The organism is Aureimonas sp. AU20 (assembly GCF_001442755.1).
Taxonomy (GTDB): Bacteria; Pseudomonadota; Alphaproteobacteria; order Rhizobiales; family Rhizobiaceae; genus Aureimonas.
Genome location: NZ_CP006367.1, coordinates 1,330,912 through 1,350,204, shown reverse-complemented (window position 1 = coordinate 1,350,204; position 19,293 = coordinate 1,330,912). Strand labels below are relative to the sequence as shown.

The window sequence follows — 19,293 nt, the reverse complement described above, 5'->3', positions numbered from 1 at the left end:
CGGCTTCGTCACGCGGAACGGCCTTTGGGGCTGGATTGCGGCTACGGCCGCGCTGCACACCAGCCGAACTACTGGCGTCCGAAGGCTTGCGCTTCTCACGGCGCGTCCTGTCGCTTCGGCTGCCGCGCGGCGCAGATCCGAGGCGGGGCGGCTCAGAGCTCATGATCGAGCTCGCGGCGACGGTCATGGACTTTCGAGAGATCCCGCGTCCTCGTCACCTTCGACGCGTTTGCCTCGGCCGCGAGAAGGTCGAGCGTCGTGGTCTTCGCATTGGCACGCGCCAACCGCTCGGCTAGAAAGCGGAGGCGTGCCTCGTCGTCACCGGCTGCGACCGCCTCAATCGTGTCCGCTACCATCTCTCGGTCGAGCGTTCGGCCATCGATGAAGAACGTCGTGTCGCCGCGTGCCCGGCTGGCCGCGACATAGGCGTCGTGTCGATCCAAGCGCGCGGACGCGAGGACGAGCGCTGCGTCGACGGTGATCCCTTGCGCCTGGAACACTGTTGCAGCGTAGGCATGCACCAGCTTCACGCGACCCGTAGCATCGGCAATGTCGGTGGACGCGAACTCGACGTGGCGCTCGCCAATCACGGCGCCAATACGCACCGAGCCGTCCGCGGCCTCATGCACTGAGGCGATTTCAGCCTCCGTGCCATTGATCACGCCAAGCGCGTCATGGCGGACGAGAAAGCGGACGCGGTCGCCCTCAGCCAGACGCAGCAAGTAGCCGTTGCCGGACGCGTCGGCGGCCTCCACAGCGATGTCGGCTCCGCGCAGATTTCCACGCTCGCGCAAGAGCTGTCGAATCCTATCCGACACCGCGCGGACCTCGGCGTTCGTTTTCGCCGTGACGAGGACGCTTTGTTCCGGAGCCGTGTCACGATGCCGTTGCCATTCGGCGGCGACTCCCTCGACCGTCGCGCGGGGTCCGTCGTAAAACCGGACGAGACCGCGATCGGCGAAGGCGGCGAGTGCGGCGGTGGCGTCGCCGCGAGCAAAACTCTGCGGGGCTTCTCGAGCCCAAGCTTCACGCTGGCGAACGACGGTCGCGATCTCACTTGCACCGACAGCTTCCCGAATCAGCCGCATGGCGTGACCAGGTCCGATCGGACGGAGTTGGTTCTCGTCGCCGACGATCACCACGATGCCTCTGGCCCGCTTGATTTCGGACAGCAGTCGCAGGGCTTGAGGACTGGCCTGAAGTCCGCCCTCTTCTACGAGCAAACAGGTCTTTGGGCCGAAGATCGGCGCATCGCCTTTGCTCCGGGCAAGCCAGGAGTCGATCGCGCGAGACTCGATGCCGAGATCGTCCCGAAGTCCATGCGCCGCGCGCCATGCGATCGACGCACCGACAACGGTGTAGCCTTCCAACTGCCAGGCTCGGGTGATCGCCTTCAGGGTCGTCGACTTACCCGTCCCGGCAGCCCCCTGCACCAGCGTCAGGCGCCCCCCGGAAGTCGCGGCACGGGCAACTGATTCCTGCTCGGCGTTCAGGTTTTGAGCTTCGACGAGCCTCGTAACGAGAGCTGGATCGGGAGCTTTAACGCACTCGTCTGCCAGATGCCGGGCAGTCTCGACCAGTCGCCGCTCCGCCGCGATCATCGTCGGCGTTGAGTATATGACTTCGCCTCGGACTTCCCCGAGCATGGCAACGTGTCCATCGGCAACGAGCGCGTCCGCCATAGCGATCGCCTGGTCGGGCGAAGCACGTGATCCGATGAGGGCATTGGCGACCGCTTCAAGGAGGTGTCGCCGTTCGAAAGTCGCGCTATGGTCGGTAAGCGCTGCCGGCACGGCCGCGACACGCCTTTCTGCGTGCGCTTCGAGGTCATCCGCGGTCAGTTCGATTTCTGCGGCCCGTCCGGCTGAACGGACGTCGGCGAGAACTGCTTCCGCCGAATACCCAAGCGCTGCGGCGGCTTCCTTCCACTGCCGGGTGAGGTCGGGACCGGCGATGTTCTGCTTGTCTCGACGGCCGGCGAGTGTCACGGCGGCGGCGAGCGCGGGCGCGGCACTGGACGTGACACCGGCCTCCGCGAGTTCTTCTTCGATCGCAGCGCGACGGGCACTGAAGAAGTGGCAGAGCGTCACCGGCACACCGCGTACCGACCAGCGCCAGTCGCCCTCCGGCACCTCGATCGCGAAACCGCGCTTCTGAAGCGCCGTGGCCAACGCTAAGCGGTACTTAGCACCGAGCGCTTTCTTCCAAGACCGCAAAGCTACTGTATCAAGCGCCCCCCAGGTGCCGTCCGCGCGCTCGCCGACGCTGGGAAAACACAAATGGTGATGCCTGTGTGGGGAAGGCATTACCGTCCCGTCGGCGTGCCGTTCGGGACGGGTTTCGCTATGGGTGAAGACAGCGACAGTGAACGCTGCGGACTCCCGCCGGCCGCCAGCGCGTCCGCGCCGTGCGAGCGGAATCTGGGTCTCGACAAACTTTGCGACCCATTCAATCGCCTCGCGTTCGCCCGCCTCGAGCGTTTCGCGCATCGCGGCGTCGCCAAGCGCCCAATCGACCGAGAAGGATTTGGGCGATGACAGCGTGATGTCGACGCCGAGCGTCCGCTTACCTGGTCCTTTATGCTTCACAAGCGGACGCCCGTCGCGATCGAGCCCCTGACACACGCGATCGAAGTCAGCAGCGCGCACCGGTCCGCCTGCAGTTACCCCAAGCCGTGCGTGTCCGCGCAGCCAGACGCCGCCAGTCTCAGCGCCGGCCTCGTAGTACCGAACAGCGGAGGTCGCACGCGTGTAGTACGCAGACGAGCGGATGAGGGCGAAGGATGCGACCAAAAGACGAAGGCCTCCGTTGGGAGGCCTTCAGAATTCGTTGGCGGACCGTTGAGGCGCTACGGAATCAAAGCAGCGAGAATACTTCATTTTACGCAACGACTTGGCAGCTACGATCAATGGATGGTGACGCGCGATCGAACACGCCTTCTGTACTATCGACGTGGCTCCCACACTGTAGTCGGCCACGACAATTCCACGACGTCACCGATACCAAGGGCGATGGCGCAAACTTCTTCGTCGTTCGCCCCGAGATCGTATGCAAGATACTCGGGCCGAACGATGCCCACCGTTCTCGGCTCCGGCTCCTTATCCAATTCGGTAGCGTTGTTTGACGCTGCCCGTTTCGGCATGATTTCGCGTGTTCCAACGAACGAAGCGGCCAACTCGTCGGCATCGGGACCGATCTGGGCCTGGCCGACAATCTTCGTGGCGAAGCGTCCAAGGAATTCCTTCGCTCCATCGGCGCCGTAGGTTCGCCGCAACTGCGTCATGTCCTGCAAGGCAGCAACCACCGAGACGCCTTTGTTGCGTCCGACATCAAGGATCTCCTGCAGGCGGGGCAGCGGGCCGAGCTGGTGGATCTCGTCGAGCACGAAGCGGATGCGCATCGACTTGTCGGGGTTGAAGCTTTCGTCGCAAGCATGCGATGCCAGAAGATCGACGATCGCTCCGATCCAGAGCGCGCTGAGCGCGGGGTTGGCGGCCGACCGTTGTAACACGACGATAGCGGGCTGGCCTTGCTTCTTGCCTTCAATCCAGTCGAGAAACGAGAACTGCCGTTCCGGCGGAGCGGTACCCCAGGCACGAGCCAACGGATCCAGAAGCTGCATGACATGAGCCCGAACCGACAAGATGAAGCTCGCGGTCGTGCGGTTGAGGGTACCGTCCGCGTCGATCAGAACCAGGGCGGCAGCGGGCGGATAGACCTGCGCGAACCCCTCCTTCCAGGCGACCGGATCGCCGAGCAGCGTGTTCAGAAGGTCGGCGAAACTCCAGTTCGGACCGCGTGTCGCGCGGGTTTGGGCGATGCACCCCGTCAAGATCGTTACGCCGCCCTTGTCGAAGACGCGGTTGTCGCTCTGCGTCGTGCCGTCCGACGCGACGAGACGCGTCGCAAGCGCGATGGCGGACGTCATGGATTGGACGTCTCGCCCCGGCACCCATGCATAGCCCCCTTTCTTTGTCGGGTGGAACGCTGCGATGGCGTCGTCCGCAACCGGCATTCCCCGCAGGATCTCTCCCGTGGTGTCATGAACGAGCAGGCGTTCGTGCGGATGCTCGCGCAATCGTCCAAGGATCTCGTTCAGCCAGAACAGAATAATTCGGGTCTTTCCGCTGTTCGGCGCCCCAACCAGCAGAAGGTTGCGCAACTCGCGCATCTTAGGCAGCCAGATCTTTGGCGCGAGACGGATGCTGGTGCCATGCTCTTTGACTTCGGAAGCAAGGAACTCGACGGCCGAGCTTGTGCCTGCTCGACCCGCCCAGAATTGAAGACCAGCATGATGCGTTCGAGTATCGACGTATCTAGTTCGTCTATAAGTACGGACGCCGACGAACAGAAGCGCTGCGACAGCGCTTGCTCCAATTGCATGGATGCGCCACGCAATCTCGTTGTAAAGGTCAAAGCGAGCGCGAAGATCGTGAAGCGTATCATCAATGCTCCCAGAAAGACCGCCTAGCTGAATGTTCCTCACTATTTGTCGAAGGACAAAGAAAAGATCAGCGCGGAATGGGCCATCCGCTCGCCAACCTTCCGGGGCGAACAAGACGAAGGTGATTATGGCGCTGCAAAGCGCTGCAGCGAGGCAAGCTAGCAATGCCGCGGTCACAGCTGGTTCAAGGGAACGATGTTCGTAGGCGGCAGGTTTCGTTCTCCGAAGCATCGATTAATCCTTCAGCTTTCCGGTCGATCGCCAGATGATCAGGCGCGTTCCTTGAGGAATGTACAGATTTAGGTTGTGAGCGGCGGGAAGATGCTTGTTCATAAAACGCAGCATCGCCTCAGGTTGATCGAGCAGCGCAGCCGCTCTCGCCCAGGGCATGGACGTTCGCACGGAATACAGACATCCGTCCGCCTCGGGTGACAAACGCCGGCACGATCCCCATTCGCCTGTCGATCGGCTCCGAACCATTGGGTCTGGCGTATGCGTCTCAATGGCCCCGAAGGAGAACCCAACGCTCGCGATGATCGCCGCTGCGCCGCCTAGGATGACCGAGACCTCTGCGTTTGAAAGGCTACGCCACCACTTGGTGATCGGTCGGCGCGGCGACATCGCGGCAACGGGTTTTTCTTGGACAGCATCGGCCATCGGCTTCGGCAAATCGATACCCGTAATGGCGACCACAATCTCCGCGTATTTCGCAGCCGACAGCCGCGAGGTCGCAGACCGTGGTTCCCGAGCGAAGTTCTCCGGCGACATCCGCTTACAACGGGCAATGTATGCCCGAAGTGCTTCTGCGCCTTCACGTACGATCTGTGCTTCGAGACGCTTATATTTCCCGGTGTCAGACATCGGAGCCGCCAAGCACTGGATAGATCGCGATCAACTGCTCGCGGATATCGGCCGACCAGCCGACAATCTCGCTCGCGAAGAGTCTTGCTTCGAGGCGATCAAGCCCGGTCTCGGCACAAACCTTCTCGTAGCCGCCCTCGACGCGCCAGCGTGCGATCTGCGATGGCCGGATACCGAGGTTCTCCCACAAACGTATGCTTTCGGGCTGGACCCGTCGGACGACAATGGTCGCGTGTTCTTCCAGCAGCCTGAGCACAGGTTTACCGAGATCAACCGAAACGTCGTTGAGAAAGGATCTGACTGGCCCGTATCGATTGTTCAGGATGAAGACCAGTCGGCTGCCCGGGAAGCACAGAGCATGCCGCTGAGCTTCTAGCGCCGCGTGCCGCACCGACTCCTCGCTAGCGACTACCACGATGTGGGCGTCGACAGCGATACGGAGTTCCTCAATCTCCTCGGCCATGTCGATGCTGAGAAAGGCGTCATCAGCGACGGCGCTCAAGCCTCCGGCGATCTCAATCGCGCACCATCGACCCGTTGCCGGCATGCCTACGACGACGTTGTAGAAGGGAGCGATCGCCCTTTGAAGCGCCCAGCCATCCTCGCGCGAGCGTCGAAACACCGCGACATCGATCGTCGTCACCGGTTGCCCGGTCATCCGCTCGATCTTCGTCTGGTCGTCGATCTGCAACAGATCAAGCGGAACGGACGCGATGGAAAAAGCATCCGCAACGTTGACGAGAAAGCTGCTTTTTCCGATCCCCCCGATGCCGCCACGCACCATCATCGCGCGGGCCGACCTGTCCGGTTCAGTCGATTGCTTGTTGCCAATGGCTTCGTTCGACTCGACCTTCTTCGCCATTCTCTCAGTCCTTCTCCAAACGGTTTGCACGCATCGCAAATGCTGGAAAACTCGTCAGCGGAATAAATGAGGTGTAAATTATGCATTTCTGACAGAGACTTACGCCCACAGGACGCTCATCGTGAGACCACTACTGTGAACCGTTCTTCTCGGTCGCCTCAGGAAGGCAGAGGGGCCGCTCCACCGTCGAGTCAGTCGAAACCAACGTACGCTGCGTATCGAGACCGAAAAAGCAAACGCCGCTTTCGCCAATAGACATCGAAAAACAAAGGGAGCGGCGAAGCTCCCTTTGCTGGCTGGAATTGAACCAGGCTATCGAGCCCCGTTATTACTCGATCAAAAGGTCACTCTCCGCCATCGCCGCTTTATCGATGGCTTGATCGAGCAGCATGGCTGGATCCGCGCTTTTGAGTAAATCGCTGACCAACTGAACGGCCGCCATCTCGTGGTACCTGTCCGAGGGGTTGAGATGGAGCAACTCGTCGGCAACAGCAAAATGCGACATCTTCAATTCGACGGGCGGACCGCCGCTCGTCCGCAGCCCCCTGAAGAGCAACTGCGTTGCGAAGCGCGCGACCTCGTACATTGGAGCGTCGATTTGATATCTGCTCCATATAATAGACGGCTGGATGTCAGCAGCGCAGCTGATCCTAACGAGATCAATTCTCGGCATGCTGTTGGGATGGAAATTGAACGCCTCCATGACCAACGAGTTGGCCTCTGCCCAGTCCTTTTGGGGCATCGACCATGACGCGTCTGTTGCGGCGATGATGCGGTTCATCCGCGTCAAAGACGTATTCAGCAACCCCGCCAGTTGACGATGAGCGCGGATCAGATCCGGTTCGCCTTCGTAGAGACGGCTCGCGAGCATATCCACTGCAGTGATCGGCAGCTTGCGCTCGTCCAACCCCTTCCTACCAATCCGCTTAACGTTGTCGAACGACAACGGGACGACAGACTTCAACTCCGTCTCGATCGCCTCGGCGCTACCAACCCCGGAAGCTCGCATCTCGTCGTAGCACCGCAGCACATGTATGCAACACGCGACCTGCAGACGCTCGGCAACCGCCCGCAAAGGGCGACGTCCTTCGTGGTTCCGCATTTCCGGCATTGGGATGAGAAGGCTTCGGAAACCGTAGCCGGTCGTGTCGATAGCCGACGGATCGTAATAGACACGCACCTCAGTTGCGGGATCGACCGGCGCTTCCGATCCTAGTTTCGCCAAACGTTCGAGCCGCTTCCGCCTTAGGGCACGGCGTTCACTTTCGCTTACCGCTGGCGGATGCGCTGGTTTGGTTCTGTCGTTGCTGTTGCTATCCGTCATGGATTCCTTGCTTTCGCCTGATGCATACACCTGCGCCCCTTGCAGGGAGCGCTCGAACGTCTCGCCGATAAGACAACTCGCGGGTTGACCGAAGCTCTGGCGAGACGGTGACAAGGTTTCGAAATGCGAAGACAACCACAACGGAATCAATGCACACGGAATACGCCAACAAAGGCAATGACTTGTGACGACCCTTCTGAGCGGGAGGCTGCCGAGTAACGACCGGTGCGTCTGCCTCGAAAGCCCTTTCGAATGAAATGCTCTGTGGGGGCGCTATGTCGATCGGCGACGACCAATGTCGGCGTTGCCAGATTAATTAAAGCTAGCATTACAGTTGCGTATTTCGTTTGATATGGGAGACACGGGCGGGGGCTTGGTGGGCTCGTCGCCAGAGCGACCACGCGATGACGTGGGCGGGGTTGATGCGCCGCCTTGCCAAGCGACAGGCGATGCGCCGGATTTCCTGCACGGACCAGCGGATCAGCGACGGTTCAAGGCTCGGGCTTCGACCCCCCTTTTAGCAGGTATCGCACCGTTGGCCGTGTGACGGATCGCGCTCATCATGGCGAAGGCCAGCATGACGAGCGAAACGTGACGGTGCCAGCCGTGCCAAGAGCGCGTTTCGTTATGGTCGAATACGGACCGGCCAAGACGATCTACAACCGTTACACTCGATGGGCACGGCGTGGCGTCTGGCAGCGGATCTTTGCCAAGGTCGCAGCCGCAGGCGCTGTCCCCGATGAGCTCTGCTTCGACAGCACCCATGTCAAAGCACACCGCTCCGCATCCGGCGGAGTTCGTAGGATCAGTAGGACATCCAGTGGATGTCCTACCCGGAGAACGGGGAGTTTGCCCAAGCGGTCGGCATATCGCGCGGCGGCCGAACGACAAAAATCCATTGTCTGGCCGATGCTTGTGGCCAGATCGTCGCCCTTGCCCTGACGCCCGGCAACATCGCCGACATCACTATGGCCCTTCCGCTCTTGGAAGCTATGAGACCGACAAAGCGCCTGATCGTAGACAAAGCCTATGATGCCGATAAGCTACGGACTTGGCTCAGCGAGCATCAGATCGAGCCGGTCATTCCGGGGCGGGCCGCCCGCGACATCGTCTACCCGCTGAACCACAAGGCTTATCGCCGTCGCAACATCATCGAGCGCATGTTCGGCAGGCTCAAGAACTGGAAGCGCATCGCAACCCGCTACGACCGCCTCGCCATCAACTATCTCGCCGCCATCGCGCTGATCGCAACGATCACTCAATGGCTTGAGTGAATCCCCTACCTAGTCTTCTCAATTATTGAATTTATGGTCACGTTACTGACTTACCCACTCACTGCCCTTCTTATTCCCCGCCCAAATATTATCGAGTCCCCTTCCGATACCGAACATATCATACGACGTTATGCGTAACTTTATTCGTCCTCTCGCCTACGGCGAAGTGCAGCCGCGCGTCGCATGTAGTCTAAGGTCGTCTGCGGGTTGGCTGGAGGCGTTGCCGCTTCGTTCGCCGCTGCGGGACCGCCGCTCTTCGCATTCACGGCATCAATGGCATGGTTGATGGTTCTGACGAACGGGGATTGGCACCTCGACGTTACCGGCTTTCCCTTAAACTGCACCGGTTTTGAGCTCACCTTTGGCGCTTCCGTTTGAAAGAATTCGGTCTGGCGAACGGATGTGGATTGAGGCGGTGTCGGTCCGCGAGCCGTCGCGCAATTCCGCCGCTTGAACCCATGGTTCGTTTCCGGCGAGATGTCGGGCTCTTTCTTCAGCTTGCGCCATACGAGAGATGACAAGTGTCCGCGGCTAAGTCGTGTGCCGTTCGCCCGTTTTACTCCAGCAACAAACAACACTTCTATAATGTCATCCCAACCGAGGCCGCGTCTGCGTGCGGCTTCAAACCAAGCGAGATGCCGATCTATCACCTTCGCCAGCCTTACTTGGCGCCCATTTGCCAGGTCAATGTCCGCCGCGATTGCCCGAGCCCCTTCCATTAGTTCCTCATTCCGCAAGGCACCCTCCCGATGCTCTGTTCGATTGTCGTCGGCGCAGCACAATTCGTCGTCTGCGCCATTCAACACGCTTCGATCCACTGCAAAGCGCTTCAAATCAGTATGGAGCAAAACGCAGCAAAATGAAATGAAATGAAGAGCTCACACCTGTGCACCTTACGGTCGCTCGACACTCATGGTCTCGTCACGCCTGGCTGACCTGAAACATCCGGTATGGGGCCATTGAGGCTCATCGTGGTTCGAGACGAATTTGCAGTTCCGCGAGTTTGTCCGCGGTCATATCCGACCCAAGCAGCCGGTTAAGATACTCCAGCAAGTCTTCTTGCCGAGGTTGACCGAAGGCCAGCCGATAAACGGTCAGGCTGCGTTTGAGCCAGTCGAGCCGGCGAATTTCTCGGCTGAAAGGCAGCGAAGGAACGCGGCGTTCGACTTTAACCGGGCCCTCATAAACCCAATAGGGGATGAGGTCGGAATCGATTTCGGTTTCAGCCCTCGCTGCATCAAACATGACCTGCCACGGATCGTCCGAGATCGGATCGTCCCCATGGAGTACGCGGCCCTGCCGATGCGCTAAATTTAACCGGATCGCATGGCCTTTGAAGCGGTGGACGCGCCCCTCACGCTGTTCCAGATCGACCGGGTTACCGGGCAAATTCCAGTGGTAGATGCGATAGCAATAGGGGTGGAAATCGAGCCCCTCCTGGCCGACCGAAGTTGTCGCAAGTGCGAACGGCCGGAAGGGTGAGTTGAAGGCTTCGCGCACGCTGCCCAGACGCGCGGCGCCGCCTTCCTCATCCTTGTAGTCCGCCAGCCGCATCGCAAAACGGCCGCGCATCTGGAACTTGTTGATGGCCAGCTTCTTCCCTACGACGACTGGGTCATCGACCTCGATCTGTGAGGGGCGGATGGAAAGGGCGTCGGAGATCGCCTTGCTGACCCCGGTCACGCGATCGGTCGACGGTTTCGCGCCGAGACCTTCGGCGTCGACGAGATAGTGGACATATTCATCGAGCACGGCCTGGAGGTTGTGCTCGACCCCGTAGGTGAGCACCCGGTGCCAGTACCGATCGTCATCGTCCTTGCGCAGCAGCGCGACGGCGTCGTGCTGGTTGAACAGGGTGCGAAACCCCCAGGCGACCTGGTTGGCCGCCTTCAAGAGCCGCGGATCATCCCATTCCAGATCGGGCGCGATGCGGCGCAGCGCGCGCAGCGCACACACTGCCGGGCTGCCGAGCGATATGTCGACCAGCAGATTCATCAGCGCCTCTCCGATCGGACCAAACTGACGCTCGGTCGCGGCCGTGCGCAGCTCGGCGACATGCTCCTCGAAGCCTTCCTCGTCGCCGAGCGTGGCGAAGCCGTAGGGCGACTCCACCCACGCGACGGATCGCGCGCCCGCCATTGCGTCGATGACGGCCGGGGCCGCCCATTCCCACTCACGGCCGTCGGCTGCATCCAAGGATCTCTGCGAAAGCGCCTCCACGCGGGTCAGCAGGCGCTCGGCGACGGCCTTTCTCATTTCATCGGCGGAGAGCGGCTGGGAGCTTGAAGCGAAGATCGCCAAGGGATCGGCAAGCCGCGCCAGCGTCGGCGACGGATAGACCAGGTGCATGGCGCGCAGACCAACCAGCCGTCCATGGTTTTGCCGGAACTGGATGGGGCGCGGACGGACATGACCGAAATAGCGTTGACCGGCGGCTCCGACTCCCATGCGACGTTCGGCTTCGTAGGAGAGGATCGCGGCGATGGCGTCGGGGACCATCGACCAGGAGGAGAAGATCAGCGCCTTGGTCAGAGGCGGGCCTTGCCGCTCAGGACCATAATAAGGCAGCGACGGCGGGATCCAGAGATGCTGGTCCAGTCCATCACGGAACAGGTCGTCCATCACGCCCCGCATCCGGCCGTTGGCCGGTTCGAGCGGCTCATAGGCGTCGAGACGGTCGTGATCGAGCATGGCCGGACGGGCGCGCGCGAGCGCTTCGCGCAGATGCGCGGCCGGGCGGTCGAGATTATCCCGCAAGAGCCGCTTGAGGGCGTAGTCGCGCATGAAGTTCAGCAGATAGGGCGCTGACTTCCAGTATTCGGTGGTCTCGGGCGCTTCGAGCGCCCGAGCGACCTCTGAGACGGCGGCCGCCTGGCGCAGATCAGCGGGTTGGATCGAGATCGCCATCGGCGTCTCCCCGACCATCGAGTCCCGCTCGATCGTGATGGCCACGCGCTCGGTACGCGACATGACCTTGCGCAAATGCTGTTCGATGCCGCGCCGCGCCTCGATCGCCTCTGGTCTGGATCCCGGAAGCGCGTGGAGAAAGGCACGGAACCGCCGCATCTCGCCTTCGAGCGTGGCGGCGACTTGAGGCCCGTTGGTGCGGCCGTAAAGGAAGGACAGGGTCTCCAGAAAGTCCCGATAATGTTCGCCGTCGTCGGGCTCGTCGCCTGACAGGGTCAGCATCCGATAGGGTGTGGCCGACAACAGCAGCGTGCGGGCCGCGTGGCCGTTGCCGTCGGTATAATCGAACAGCTCGCGCGCGAGATCGGCCGCCGGCGTCTCGCCGTGGAGCAGATCGCGGAAGCGCTGAAACTCGTCCATGATGATGAGGTCGGGCTTCAACGCGTCGATGCAGGCGTGCGAGAGCTTGGCCCGCAACCGGCCGACAAGCGCGTTCCGGCGGTGACCGAGTTCGTAAGGGTAGGAGTCCCGCCGGCGCGGAAAGAGGTCGCAGACCGCTTCAAGTTCTTCGAACAGCGCGGCGTCGGCCTCGACGTCGCGGCGAAAGCGGTCGATGATCCGCTGATCAACGCCGTCCAGCGTCAGGTCGCGAACCGCATAATTCCAGCCGTCGACGCCGGCGCTGACCTGGAGCAGGTTGTGCAGCCCGCGCGGCCGCGAGACCCGGTCTTCCAGCAACCGCAGGAGCAGCGCGCGCTCGCGGGTGACTCCGGTCGTGGACCGCAGGTCGAAGGTCGTGCCCGGCGTCAGGCTGATGAAGTTCACCTTGTTGGCGTCGAGGCCCTGGTCGCCGCGGACCTGAAGCGGGATCAGCGTCATGCGCGTCGGCAGCGCCAATTCGCGCCGATTGAGGACGTTCAGGCGGTTCAGGTTCTGCGCGGCGATCGCTTGATTGGAGCAGATGTAGAGGATGTCGATCCGCTCGCTCGCGTCCCAGAGCTTCTCGATCGTCCGCGCGATCACGCCGCGCGCAACCATGGTTTTCCCAAGGCCGACCTCATCGGCGACCAGGAACTGCCGCACCGGATCCTGATCGGCGTAAAGCCGATTAAACACATAGTCGACAGTGCGACGCTGGAACGCCTTGAGCGGAGTGAGGGCCGCGGCGGCCTCGAAACGGCTATCCGCCATGAGCGGCGTCCTGGTCCTGGAGCGCGATGCGGAAGGCATCCCACAAGGTGCGGAAATCGTCGGGGATGGGATCGGCCCCTGTGTCGTTGCCTGCCTCCAGGCGGGTCATCAGCCGTTCGATCGCACGAAGGCGTTCGCCGCCGCGACACAGGGCGCGGACCATGTCTTCGAGCAGCGGTGCGTCGTCGGCCGCTGTCGCCCAGGAGCCGGCCCCCGCGCCTTCCTGCGCAGCCAATGCCGCGCTGAAGGGCTCGCCGAGCTCGGAGAGCAGGAGCCGCAAATAGCGGAAGAAGGCGTCGCGGCTGTCGATCGCCCAGCGCAGGATCGCGGCGTGGCGCTCGGCAGGAAGCCCATCCATGATGAGGCCGGTGCTGAACAGCGTGGACGCCTTCTCGGTCTCCTCGACCAGGCGAAAGGCGAGGAAGCGGGTCAGGTCCACCATCGGCATCACGCCCAGGTCGACGGGCTCGCCTGAGCGCAACGCCGAAAGGACGTCGCAGGCATGACCATCGCCGCGGGTGATTGGCCAGACGGTCAGCGCACCCACGCCTTTAAGCGGTAGCGGCTCCGATGTCGTCAGCCAGACGCGCCACGGGTGCTCCGCAGCGTCCTCGTCCGCGACCCGCTCGCAACGCAGCCGCAGCGCACCCCGGCACAGGGCTCGGCGTGCATCATCGAGCCGCTTCTCGGCGGAGATCACCGCTGGATCGACCGGCTCCAGCTCGCTGGGGACGAAGGTCCGGGTCAGGCGCCCGAAGCCTTTCTCGCCCATGATCTGCTCGATGGTGCCGACCCGCGAGCGCTTGCCTTTGAGCGAAGCGAACAGCTCGACATTGTTGCCGGAGAGCAAGGCGGGCCGGGTCGCGTTGCCCGAGCCGACCGTTAGGACCGTATCCCAGCCGATCTCGGCGATGAAGGCCTTGGCATGAAGCCCCTGCAACGCGTTGGCCGAGACGTCCTCGCCGTCTTCGCTGGCGGCCATCTCGTCGAGAACGGAGATGCGCTCGAAGGCGTCGAGCGTCTCGGCGTCGACGCAAACCAGTTGATCGGGCCGGCTGATGAGGATCGGCTTCTCCGCGGTCGGCAGATCCGCCAGGAGGTCGAGCGCGTCGGTATCGCAGAACGGCGAGATGACGCCGAGGCGCGCGCACCTAGACGGTTGCCAGATGCTCCCGCCAAAGCCGTTGAGAGCGAAGGAAACCTCATCAAAGCGCTCGGGCGCCGTCCATCGGGCGCGGCGAATGTCCTGCGCGATCTCCCGGGTCAGCACCCGCGCCTCGTCGATAATGCCGCCCACGGCGAGGTCGGGGAGGCGGCTGAGTAGGTCGAACAACGGGCGATTGCCAGCGTCAGGGCGGCGCGTCAGCTCGCCGTCGAGGCGCAGCGAGATGTCCCAGCAACGGTCCCGCGTGAGGTTTCGCGACAGGACGAGAAGCCGCAGCAAGGTCGGATCCCCGGCCCGGCTCGGCCGATACCGCAAAGCCCACATCTTCGGGTGAAAAGCGCCGCCGCGCGGCGCAGCGACCTCGACGATGATCCGTTCGAGCAATGAGCAAAGCCGCGAATGCGGCCGGCCTTGGGCGTGGAGATGTCCGGCGTCGGCAAAGACCACCAGCCGTCCGGCGATCCGTTCGGCGCCCTCGAGCAGCGCCAAGGGATGCGAGAGGATGTCTTCGCGGTTTTCGGCGGCGAACAAGGCCAGACTGACGGGCGCCGCCAGCGCGGTTTCGAAATCGAGCGAGAAGGTCGTCGCCACCGCGGCGTCGAAGACATAGCCGGGCGGCGGCTGCAGGCTGTCGCCGTAGAGCACGCGGGTTTCGGGATCGAGGGTGGTCCTATTCAGCATCGGCGAGATCCCGCAGGTGCGATCGGGCCTGCGCCCATCGGAACGAGAGCCGATCGACACCCGACGCGCCCGTCCAGCGGTCGCGCACGGTCCGGTTGGCGAAGCGCGACTGGCTGGTCTTGAGCCGTCGCTCGCGTTCCTCGACGACGCGCGCGGCGGGAGCCAGGCGGCGGCCGTCGATTTCGCCAGACCGGACCAGCTCGAGCCATTGGCCGACAAAGCGCTTGGCCGCCGGACGGATGCGGTGGGCCGGGTGATCGATGACCTGCCAGAAGGCGTCGAGCGACCAGGCGCGGATCGCGGGCATATCCAGGCTCGTGCGCCAGTCCTGCAGCCGCGATTGATAGTCCTCGACCCACTCGGGCTTGGCGCGCAGCTCGCTCAGCAGCAGATTGTAGAGGAGCGAGGCGCCGTGCATCACGCTCGAAAACAGCTCGCCATGAGCGACCAACGCCAGCGTATCGTCGGGGAAATCCGCGAGATGCGGATGCTCCCAGATGTAGTGGCAATCGGCCACGCCGCCGCCGGTGCGAGCGAGGAAGGTCAGAAGGCTGCGGGGCTGTTTCGCCACCAGCTGGTCGATGATGCACTGGGCTTCCTCGGGCGCGAGGCGAAAGGTCACCGCCTCCAGGAGGTCCGCCGGTCGGGCCGGCAGCGATGACGTCCAGATCTGGAAGGACTGCGTTTCTGACGCGGCGTCTTCGCTTTCGCGGACCCGCGGCCGGCTGCGTTGAAGATGGCGCAGCGAGGAGAAGAGGCTGTCGATCGAGCCGGGAAAGAGGCGGATGCCCCACGTCGAAAGCCCGGCCCAATAGACCGAGCTGGGGAGCCGCTGCACGGCCGCGCCGGCGTTGCGGCCGATGATGCCGTTCGATTCTCCGCCGGCCTTGAGCGCATTGGCGAGCCGGTTTTCGAGCGCCCGCGCCTCGGCGGTGAGCTGGTCCGGCCCGGCCGCCGACCCTTCCAGCATCTGGAACAGCCAGGGGATGAAGAGCATGTAGCGCAGGCGCGTCTGGATCGTGCTGGTCCCCGGGAACAGGTGGTCAGCGATGGAATCGCGGATGCCGCCGAGGCCGAGTTCGTCCCGGCTCTCCCGTTCCTGAAACAGCGACATGATCCGCTGCGCGCGCTGGCGCTCGGCCTCGTCGAAATCAATCCAGGCAAGTGACGACATTGGCCCCGCGACTCTCTCTTCGGGCGCCCCGCGCCGATATTGAACCAAGGCGTGCCTCACGCGCTGCCGATGACCCGCAGGCGCATGGCGCGGGTCTCCAGCAGATAGGTCTCGACCCCTGCAATCAGGTGAAGCCCCTCCTCGCCAATGGCTTGGCGGGAAAGCCCCGGCTGCACAATCCGCACGTCATATTCGAAGCGATGATCCTGCCAGCCGGCCTTGAGCTTCTTGATCATGGCGGCCGATCCGCGCTCGACGCGGGAGCTGAGGCCCTTGTCGCGCCGGATCTGTTCGCGCTTCAGCATGTGCTGCAGCATCCGGTTCGGTCGATCGCGCCAGCGGGCAGATTTCTGAGCCTGGCCGCACACCTCGTAGAGGTCGCCGAGCCGAGCGCCGGGCGTGTAGGCGCCTGAATATTTGCAGTGGAACAGGGTCACCGAGACGACGCTGTCGGTGATGCGGAGCGCCACCACGTCGGCGATCTCGCCCTTGCCATCGTCGTCGAAGATCACGTCATAGGGCTCGGGGTCCGCGAGCAGTGTCTCGATCACCAGCCGCTGGACCGAATCGGCCCGCTTCTCGAAGCCTTGCGCTTCGGCGCGGATGTTGGTCTTGGACCAGTCCCAGACCTCGAGCTTCTCCGGCGGATAGGGCGGGACCGTCTCGCCTTCGGGCAGCGCATAGAGGTGGCTGTAGATCAGCAGCGAGCCATCGCCGAAATCGATCTGCGGCGAGTCGTCTGCGAAACATTCCGAGAGGGTCTGCACGTTGCCGCCGATCTTGATCGTGGCCTTGGACCCGGCCCGCTGGGGATAGCGCGCGCCGCCATCGGCAAAGACGATCTCGAACTCGGCCGAGTGATTGTCGCTCACCACGTCGAAGCGCAAGGGACCGGAACGCGCATTGTCGAGCAGCTCGATGTCGCATTCGGCGAACGGCACGGCGTGCTCGCCAAAGGTGATCTCGACGCGCTCCTCGATCTGCATCAGGAGCGATTCCGGCCAGTGTATCGCCACCGGCGGGACGGCGGGACGGTCGCTGATCTGGCGCGGCCGCATTGCGCTCTTGAACACCCCGTCCGTGGTGATGCCGGGATCGTTGACCGCGCGGCCGATGTCCTGACACCAGTCGACCCAGTCGGTGAGGTCGCGGACCGGCGACATCGACCAGAACTTGCCTTTGGCCGAGCAGCCGCGCGACGCCGGCGCGCCGTCGAGAAAGCCGGTGGCGAAGACGTTGTTCTTGATCCGCGACTGCGACTTGGCGCTGTCCAGGCCGTCGGCGACGTCGACGCCCATATACATGGAATAGCGCACCCCTCGCCCCTGGTGGTGGATCAGGCCGAGGTTGCTCAGGATCAGGCGCTTGAAGCCGTGCAGGCTGCGGAACACATCCTCGCCTTCGATCCGGCGCGCGGTATCGCCGCACACCGCCTTGGCCAGGCGATCGAACGGGCCTTTTGCCGAGCTGCTGATGTAGAGCAGGCCGCTGGCCTGGTCCCAATGCAGCATGTGCAGATCCCAGGTGATGTTGATGGCGTGCTGCGCCGTCGTCCAGCGGGCCTGTTCCTCCGCGCGGGTGACGAAGATCGCCACGCGCTGGTGCGGATTGATCTTCATGCCGAGATAGGAGCCGGGATCGTAGAGCTCCTCGGCCTGGAACGGATCCCAGCTCTCGCACGCGGTCCGGTAGGCGACAGCGTTCATCTTCGGCTCGAGGGTTTGCAAGGGGATGTCGTTGAGGTCGCCGGTGAAGCCTTTGAACATCTCGGCGCGGCGGATCTGGCGTTCGATCTTGGCCGAGCTCAGGGCTTCGACCAGCGCGTTCCAATCGGCGTCCTCAGCATAGAGCTTGGCCAGCGAGCGGTCGACGTCGTCGACGCCGGTGTTGGCGATGACCGTCGCGTCGCCCAGGGTCGAGTCCTGCCGGGTAAAGCGGCCGACGAACTGGATCGTCACCGCAATGCTCTTGTGGTGGTCGTGCAGGGCGGCGATCTTCAGCTCGGGGAGGTCGAACCCCTCGCCCAGCATGTCGACGCAGACGATGATCCGGCTCTCGAACCGCCGTAGCGCCGCGAGGTTTTCGCGCCGTTCTCGCAGCGGCTGCTGGCTGTGGACGATGACCGGGCGATATTCCGGATGGATCGCGGTGTAGAGCTGATGGAGGTGCTTGGCGCGCTCGATGGTGCTGCAGCGCGCCATGGCGAGGTGGTTGAGCCCGGCCTCGAGGTCGGCGGTGAGAACGTCGCCTAGCTTTTCGATGATCGCCATGTCGGCGTCAGGGCGGTCCAGGCCGAAGACCGCCTCGAAGCGGATCGGTTTGAAATAGCCCTCTTCCTGCGCTTTCTTGAGCGGGTAGGTGTAGATGAACTCGCCATCCACCCGCCGGCCGTCCTCGCGGAAGGGCGTGGCGGTGAATTGGACGATCGGGATCGGCGGCGTCCGATCGACAAACAACCCGCGAAACTCGGTCCAGGTCCGCGCGCCGATGTGATGGGCCTCGTCGATGAACAGGGCGGCGGCGCGGGCGGCCATCTGCTCTTGAACCTGCGGATCGGCCCGGCCGGCGATATGCATGGTGGTGACGATGACGTTGGCGCTGTCGAAGAGCTGATCGACCTCGGCGACGCTCGAGGGAATGTGCGACAGGCGGGTCACCAAGGGATATTCCGCCGCAGCGTCGAGACAGGCCTGACCCTTGAGGACACCGAAGGTTTCGAACTTGCCAGCGATCTGGTCGCGAAGTGCGTCCGTCGGGACCACGACCAGCAGTCGATCGAAGCGCTGGCGGGCGTTCAGGGCCAGCATCGTCTCGGTCTTGCCGGTCCCGGTCGGCATGACGATGGTCGCCGGCTCGGTCGAGCGCGTGGCGTGAGCGAGGGCGGCGTGGAGCGCGCCGATCTGCGGCCGTCTGAGCCCCGGCGCGGCGGGTTTGACGTCGGTGGCCGCGTGCGCCTCGCGCAGGTGGAAGGCGTCTTCCCAGGACGCGGTCACCCGTTCGAGCCGGCTCGCCATCTCGGGGGCGCTCAACGACGCGGGATTGAGCGGCGTCGGCCGGATCCAGCTGCCCTCGCCTCGCTCCAGCGCCGCGCCGATGTCCTTGGGATGCAGGGCGTCGGGAACGAGCAGCACAAGGTCGGCCTCGAGCTGGGTCGCCGTCTTGGCGCTGAGGATCTTCAGCGTCTCGCCGCTTTTCAGGATCGTCTCAAAACCGCCGACGCGCCGAACCGTAAAGGGCTTGAGCCGGCAAACGGCCTCGGTGGCCGGCACGGCCTGCTGACGCGTCGAGCTGCCCATAACCTTGCCGTCGACCGCCAGCCGGGCAGGGAGCCGCAGCGACACCTCTTCGCTGAAGAGGTCGTCCTGGCTGGCGGCGGTGGCGTTCGCGCGGGTCAGCATCGGTCCCCCCCC

The 19,293-nt window shown here is 63.4% G+C and carries 9 protein-coding genes and 2 pseudogenes; 1 reads left to right on the top strand and 10 read right to left on the bottom strand.

The window, feature by feature from the left end:
• Positions 1 to 152 precede the first annotated feature (152 nt).
• From mobF to M673_RS24090, 6 genes and pseudogenes are all read right to left on the bottom strand, one after another.
• On the bottom strand, positions 153 to 2,792 hold the full coding sequence (gene mobF, locus M673_RS05965) for a MobF family relaxase (RefSeq protein ID WP_061974451.1): 2,640 nt from the start codon (positions 2,790 to 2,792) through the stop codon (positions 153 to 155).
• Positions 2,793 to 2,944: 152 nt separating this feature from the next.
• Complete coding sequence (locus M673_RS05960; RefSeq protein ID WP_082639199.1) at positions 2,945 to 4,675, bottom strand: type IV secretory system conjugative DNA transfer family protein; 1,731 nt, start codon at positions 4,673 to 4,675, stop codon at positions 2,945 to 2,947.
• A 3-nt stretch (positions 4,676 to 4,678) separates the two neighbouring features.
• Entirely contained in the window at positions 4,679 to 5,305 is a 627-nt protein-coding gene (locus M673_RS24095; protein ID WP_148639987.1) for a hypothetical protein, read from the bottom strand.
• Positions 5,298 to 6,167, bottom strand: a complete 870-nt coding sequence (locus tag M673_RS05955; RefSeq protein WP_061974448.1) for a hypothetical protein — start codon at positions 6,165 to 6,167, stop codon at positions 5,298 to 5,300. The genes M673_RS24095 and M673_RS05955 overlap by 8 nt, the downstream gene beginning before the upstream one ends.
• A 328-nt stretch (positions 6,168 to 6,495) precedes the next feature.
• Positions 6,496 to 7,491 carry a hypothetical protein gene (locus M673_RS05950; RefSeq protein ID WP_148639986.1) on the bottom strand — a complete coding sequence of 332 codons (996 nt, stop codon included), beginning with the start codon at positions 7,489 to 7,491 and terminating at the stop codon, positions 6,496 to 6,498.
• 480 nt (positions 7,492 to 7,971) lie between these two features.
• A pseudogene (locus M673_RS24090) lies at positions 7,972 to 8,124 on the bottom strand (IS701 family transposase); the annotation flags it as partial.
• 3 nt (positions 8,125 to 8,127) lie between these two features.
• Between M673_RS24090 and M673_RS05945 the strand changes: the two are divergent.
• Positions 8,128 to 8,765, top strand: a pseudogene (locus M673_RS05945) (IS5 family transposase); the annotation flags it as partial.
• A 966-nt stretch (positions 8,766 to 9,731) separates the two neighbouring features.
• Here M673_RS05945 and M673_RS05940 read toward each other — a convergent pair.
• The 4 genes from M673_RS05940 to M673_RS05925 are packed head-to-tail and all read right to left on the bottom strand — an operon-like array spanning position 9,732 to position 19,281.
• The gene (locus tag M673_RS05940) at positions 9,732 to 12,863 is read right to left on the bottom strand and encodes a hypothetical protein (RefSeq protein ID WP_061974443.1); all 3,132 of its coding nucleotides are present in this window, start codon (positions 12,861 to 12,863) and stop codon (positions 9,732 to 9,734) included.
• Complete coding sequence (locus tag M673_RS05935) at positions 12,853 to 14,769, bottom strand: phospholipase D family protein (protein ID WP_244493072.1); 1,917 nt, start codon at positions 14,767 to 14,769, stop codon at positions 12,853 to 12,855. Before M673_RS05935 ends, M673_RS05940 begins: the two co-directional genes overlap by 11 nt.
• Positions 14,699 to 15,883, bottom strand: a complete 1,185-nt coding sequence (locus M673_RS05930; protein ID WP_061974441.1) for a DUF6361 family protein — start codon at positions 15,881 to 15,883, stop codon at positions 14,699 to 14,701. The genes M673_RS05935 and M673_RS05930 overlap by 71 nt, the downstream gene beginning before the upstream one ends.
• Positions 15,884 to 15,939: 56 nt before the next feature.
• Positions 15,940 to 19,281, bottom strand: coding sequence for a DEAD/DEAH box helicase (locus M673_RS05925; RefSeq protein ID WP_061974438.1), 3,342 nt, complete (start codon positions 19,279 to 19,281; stop codon positions 15,940 to 15,942).
• Between the last annotated feature and the right edge of the window lie 12 nt (positions 19,282 to 19,293).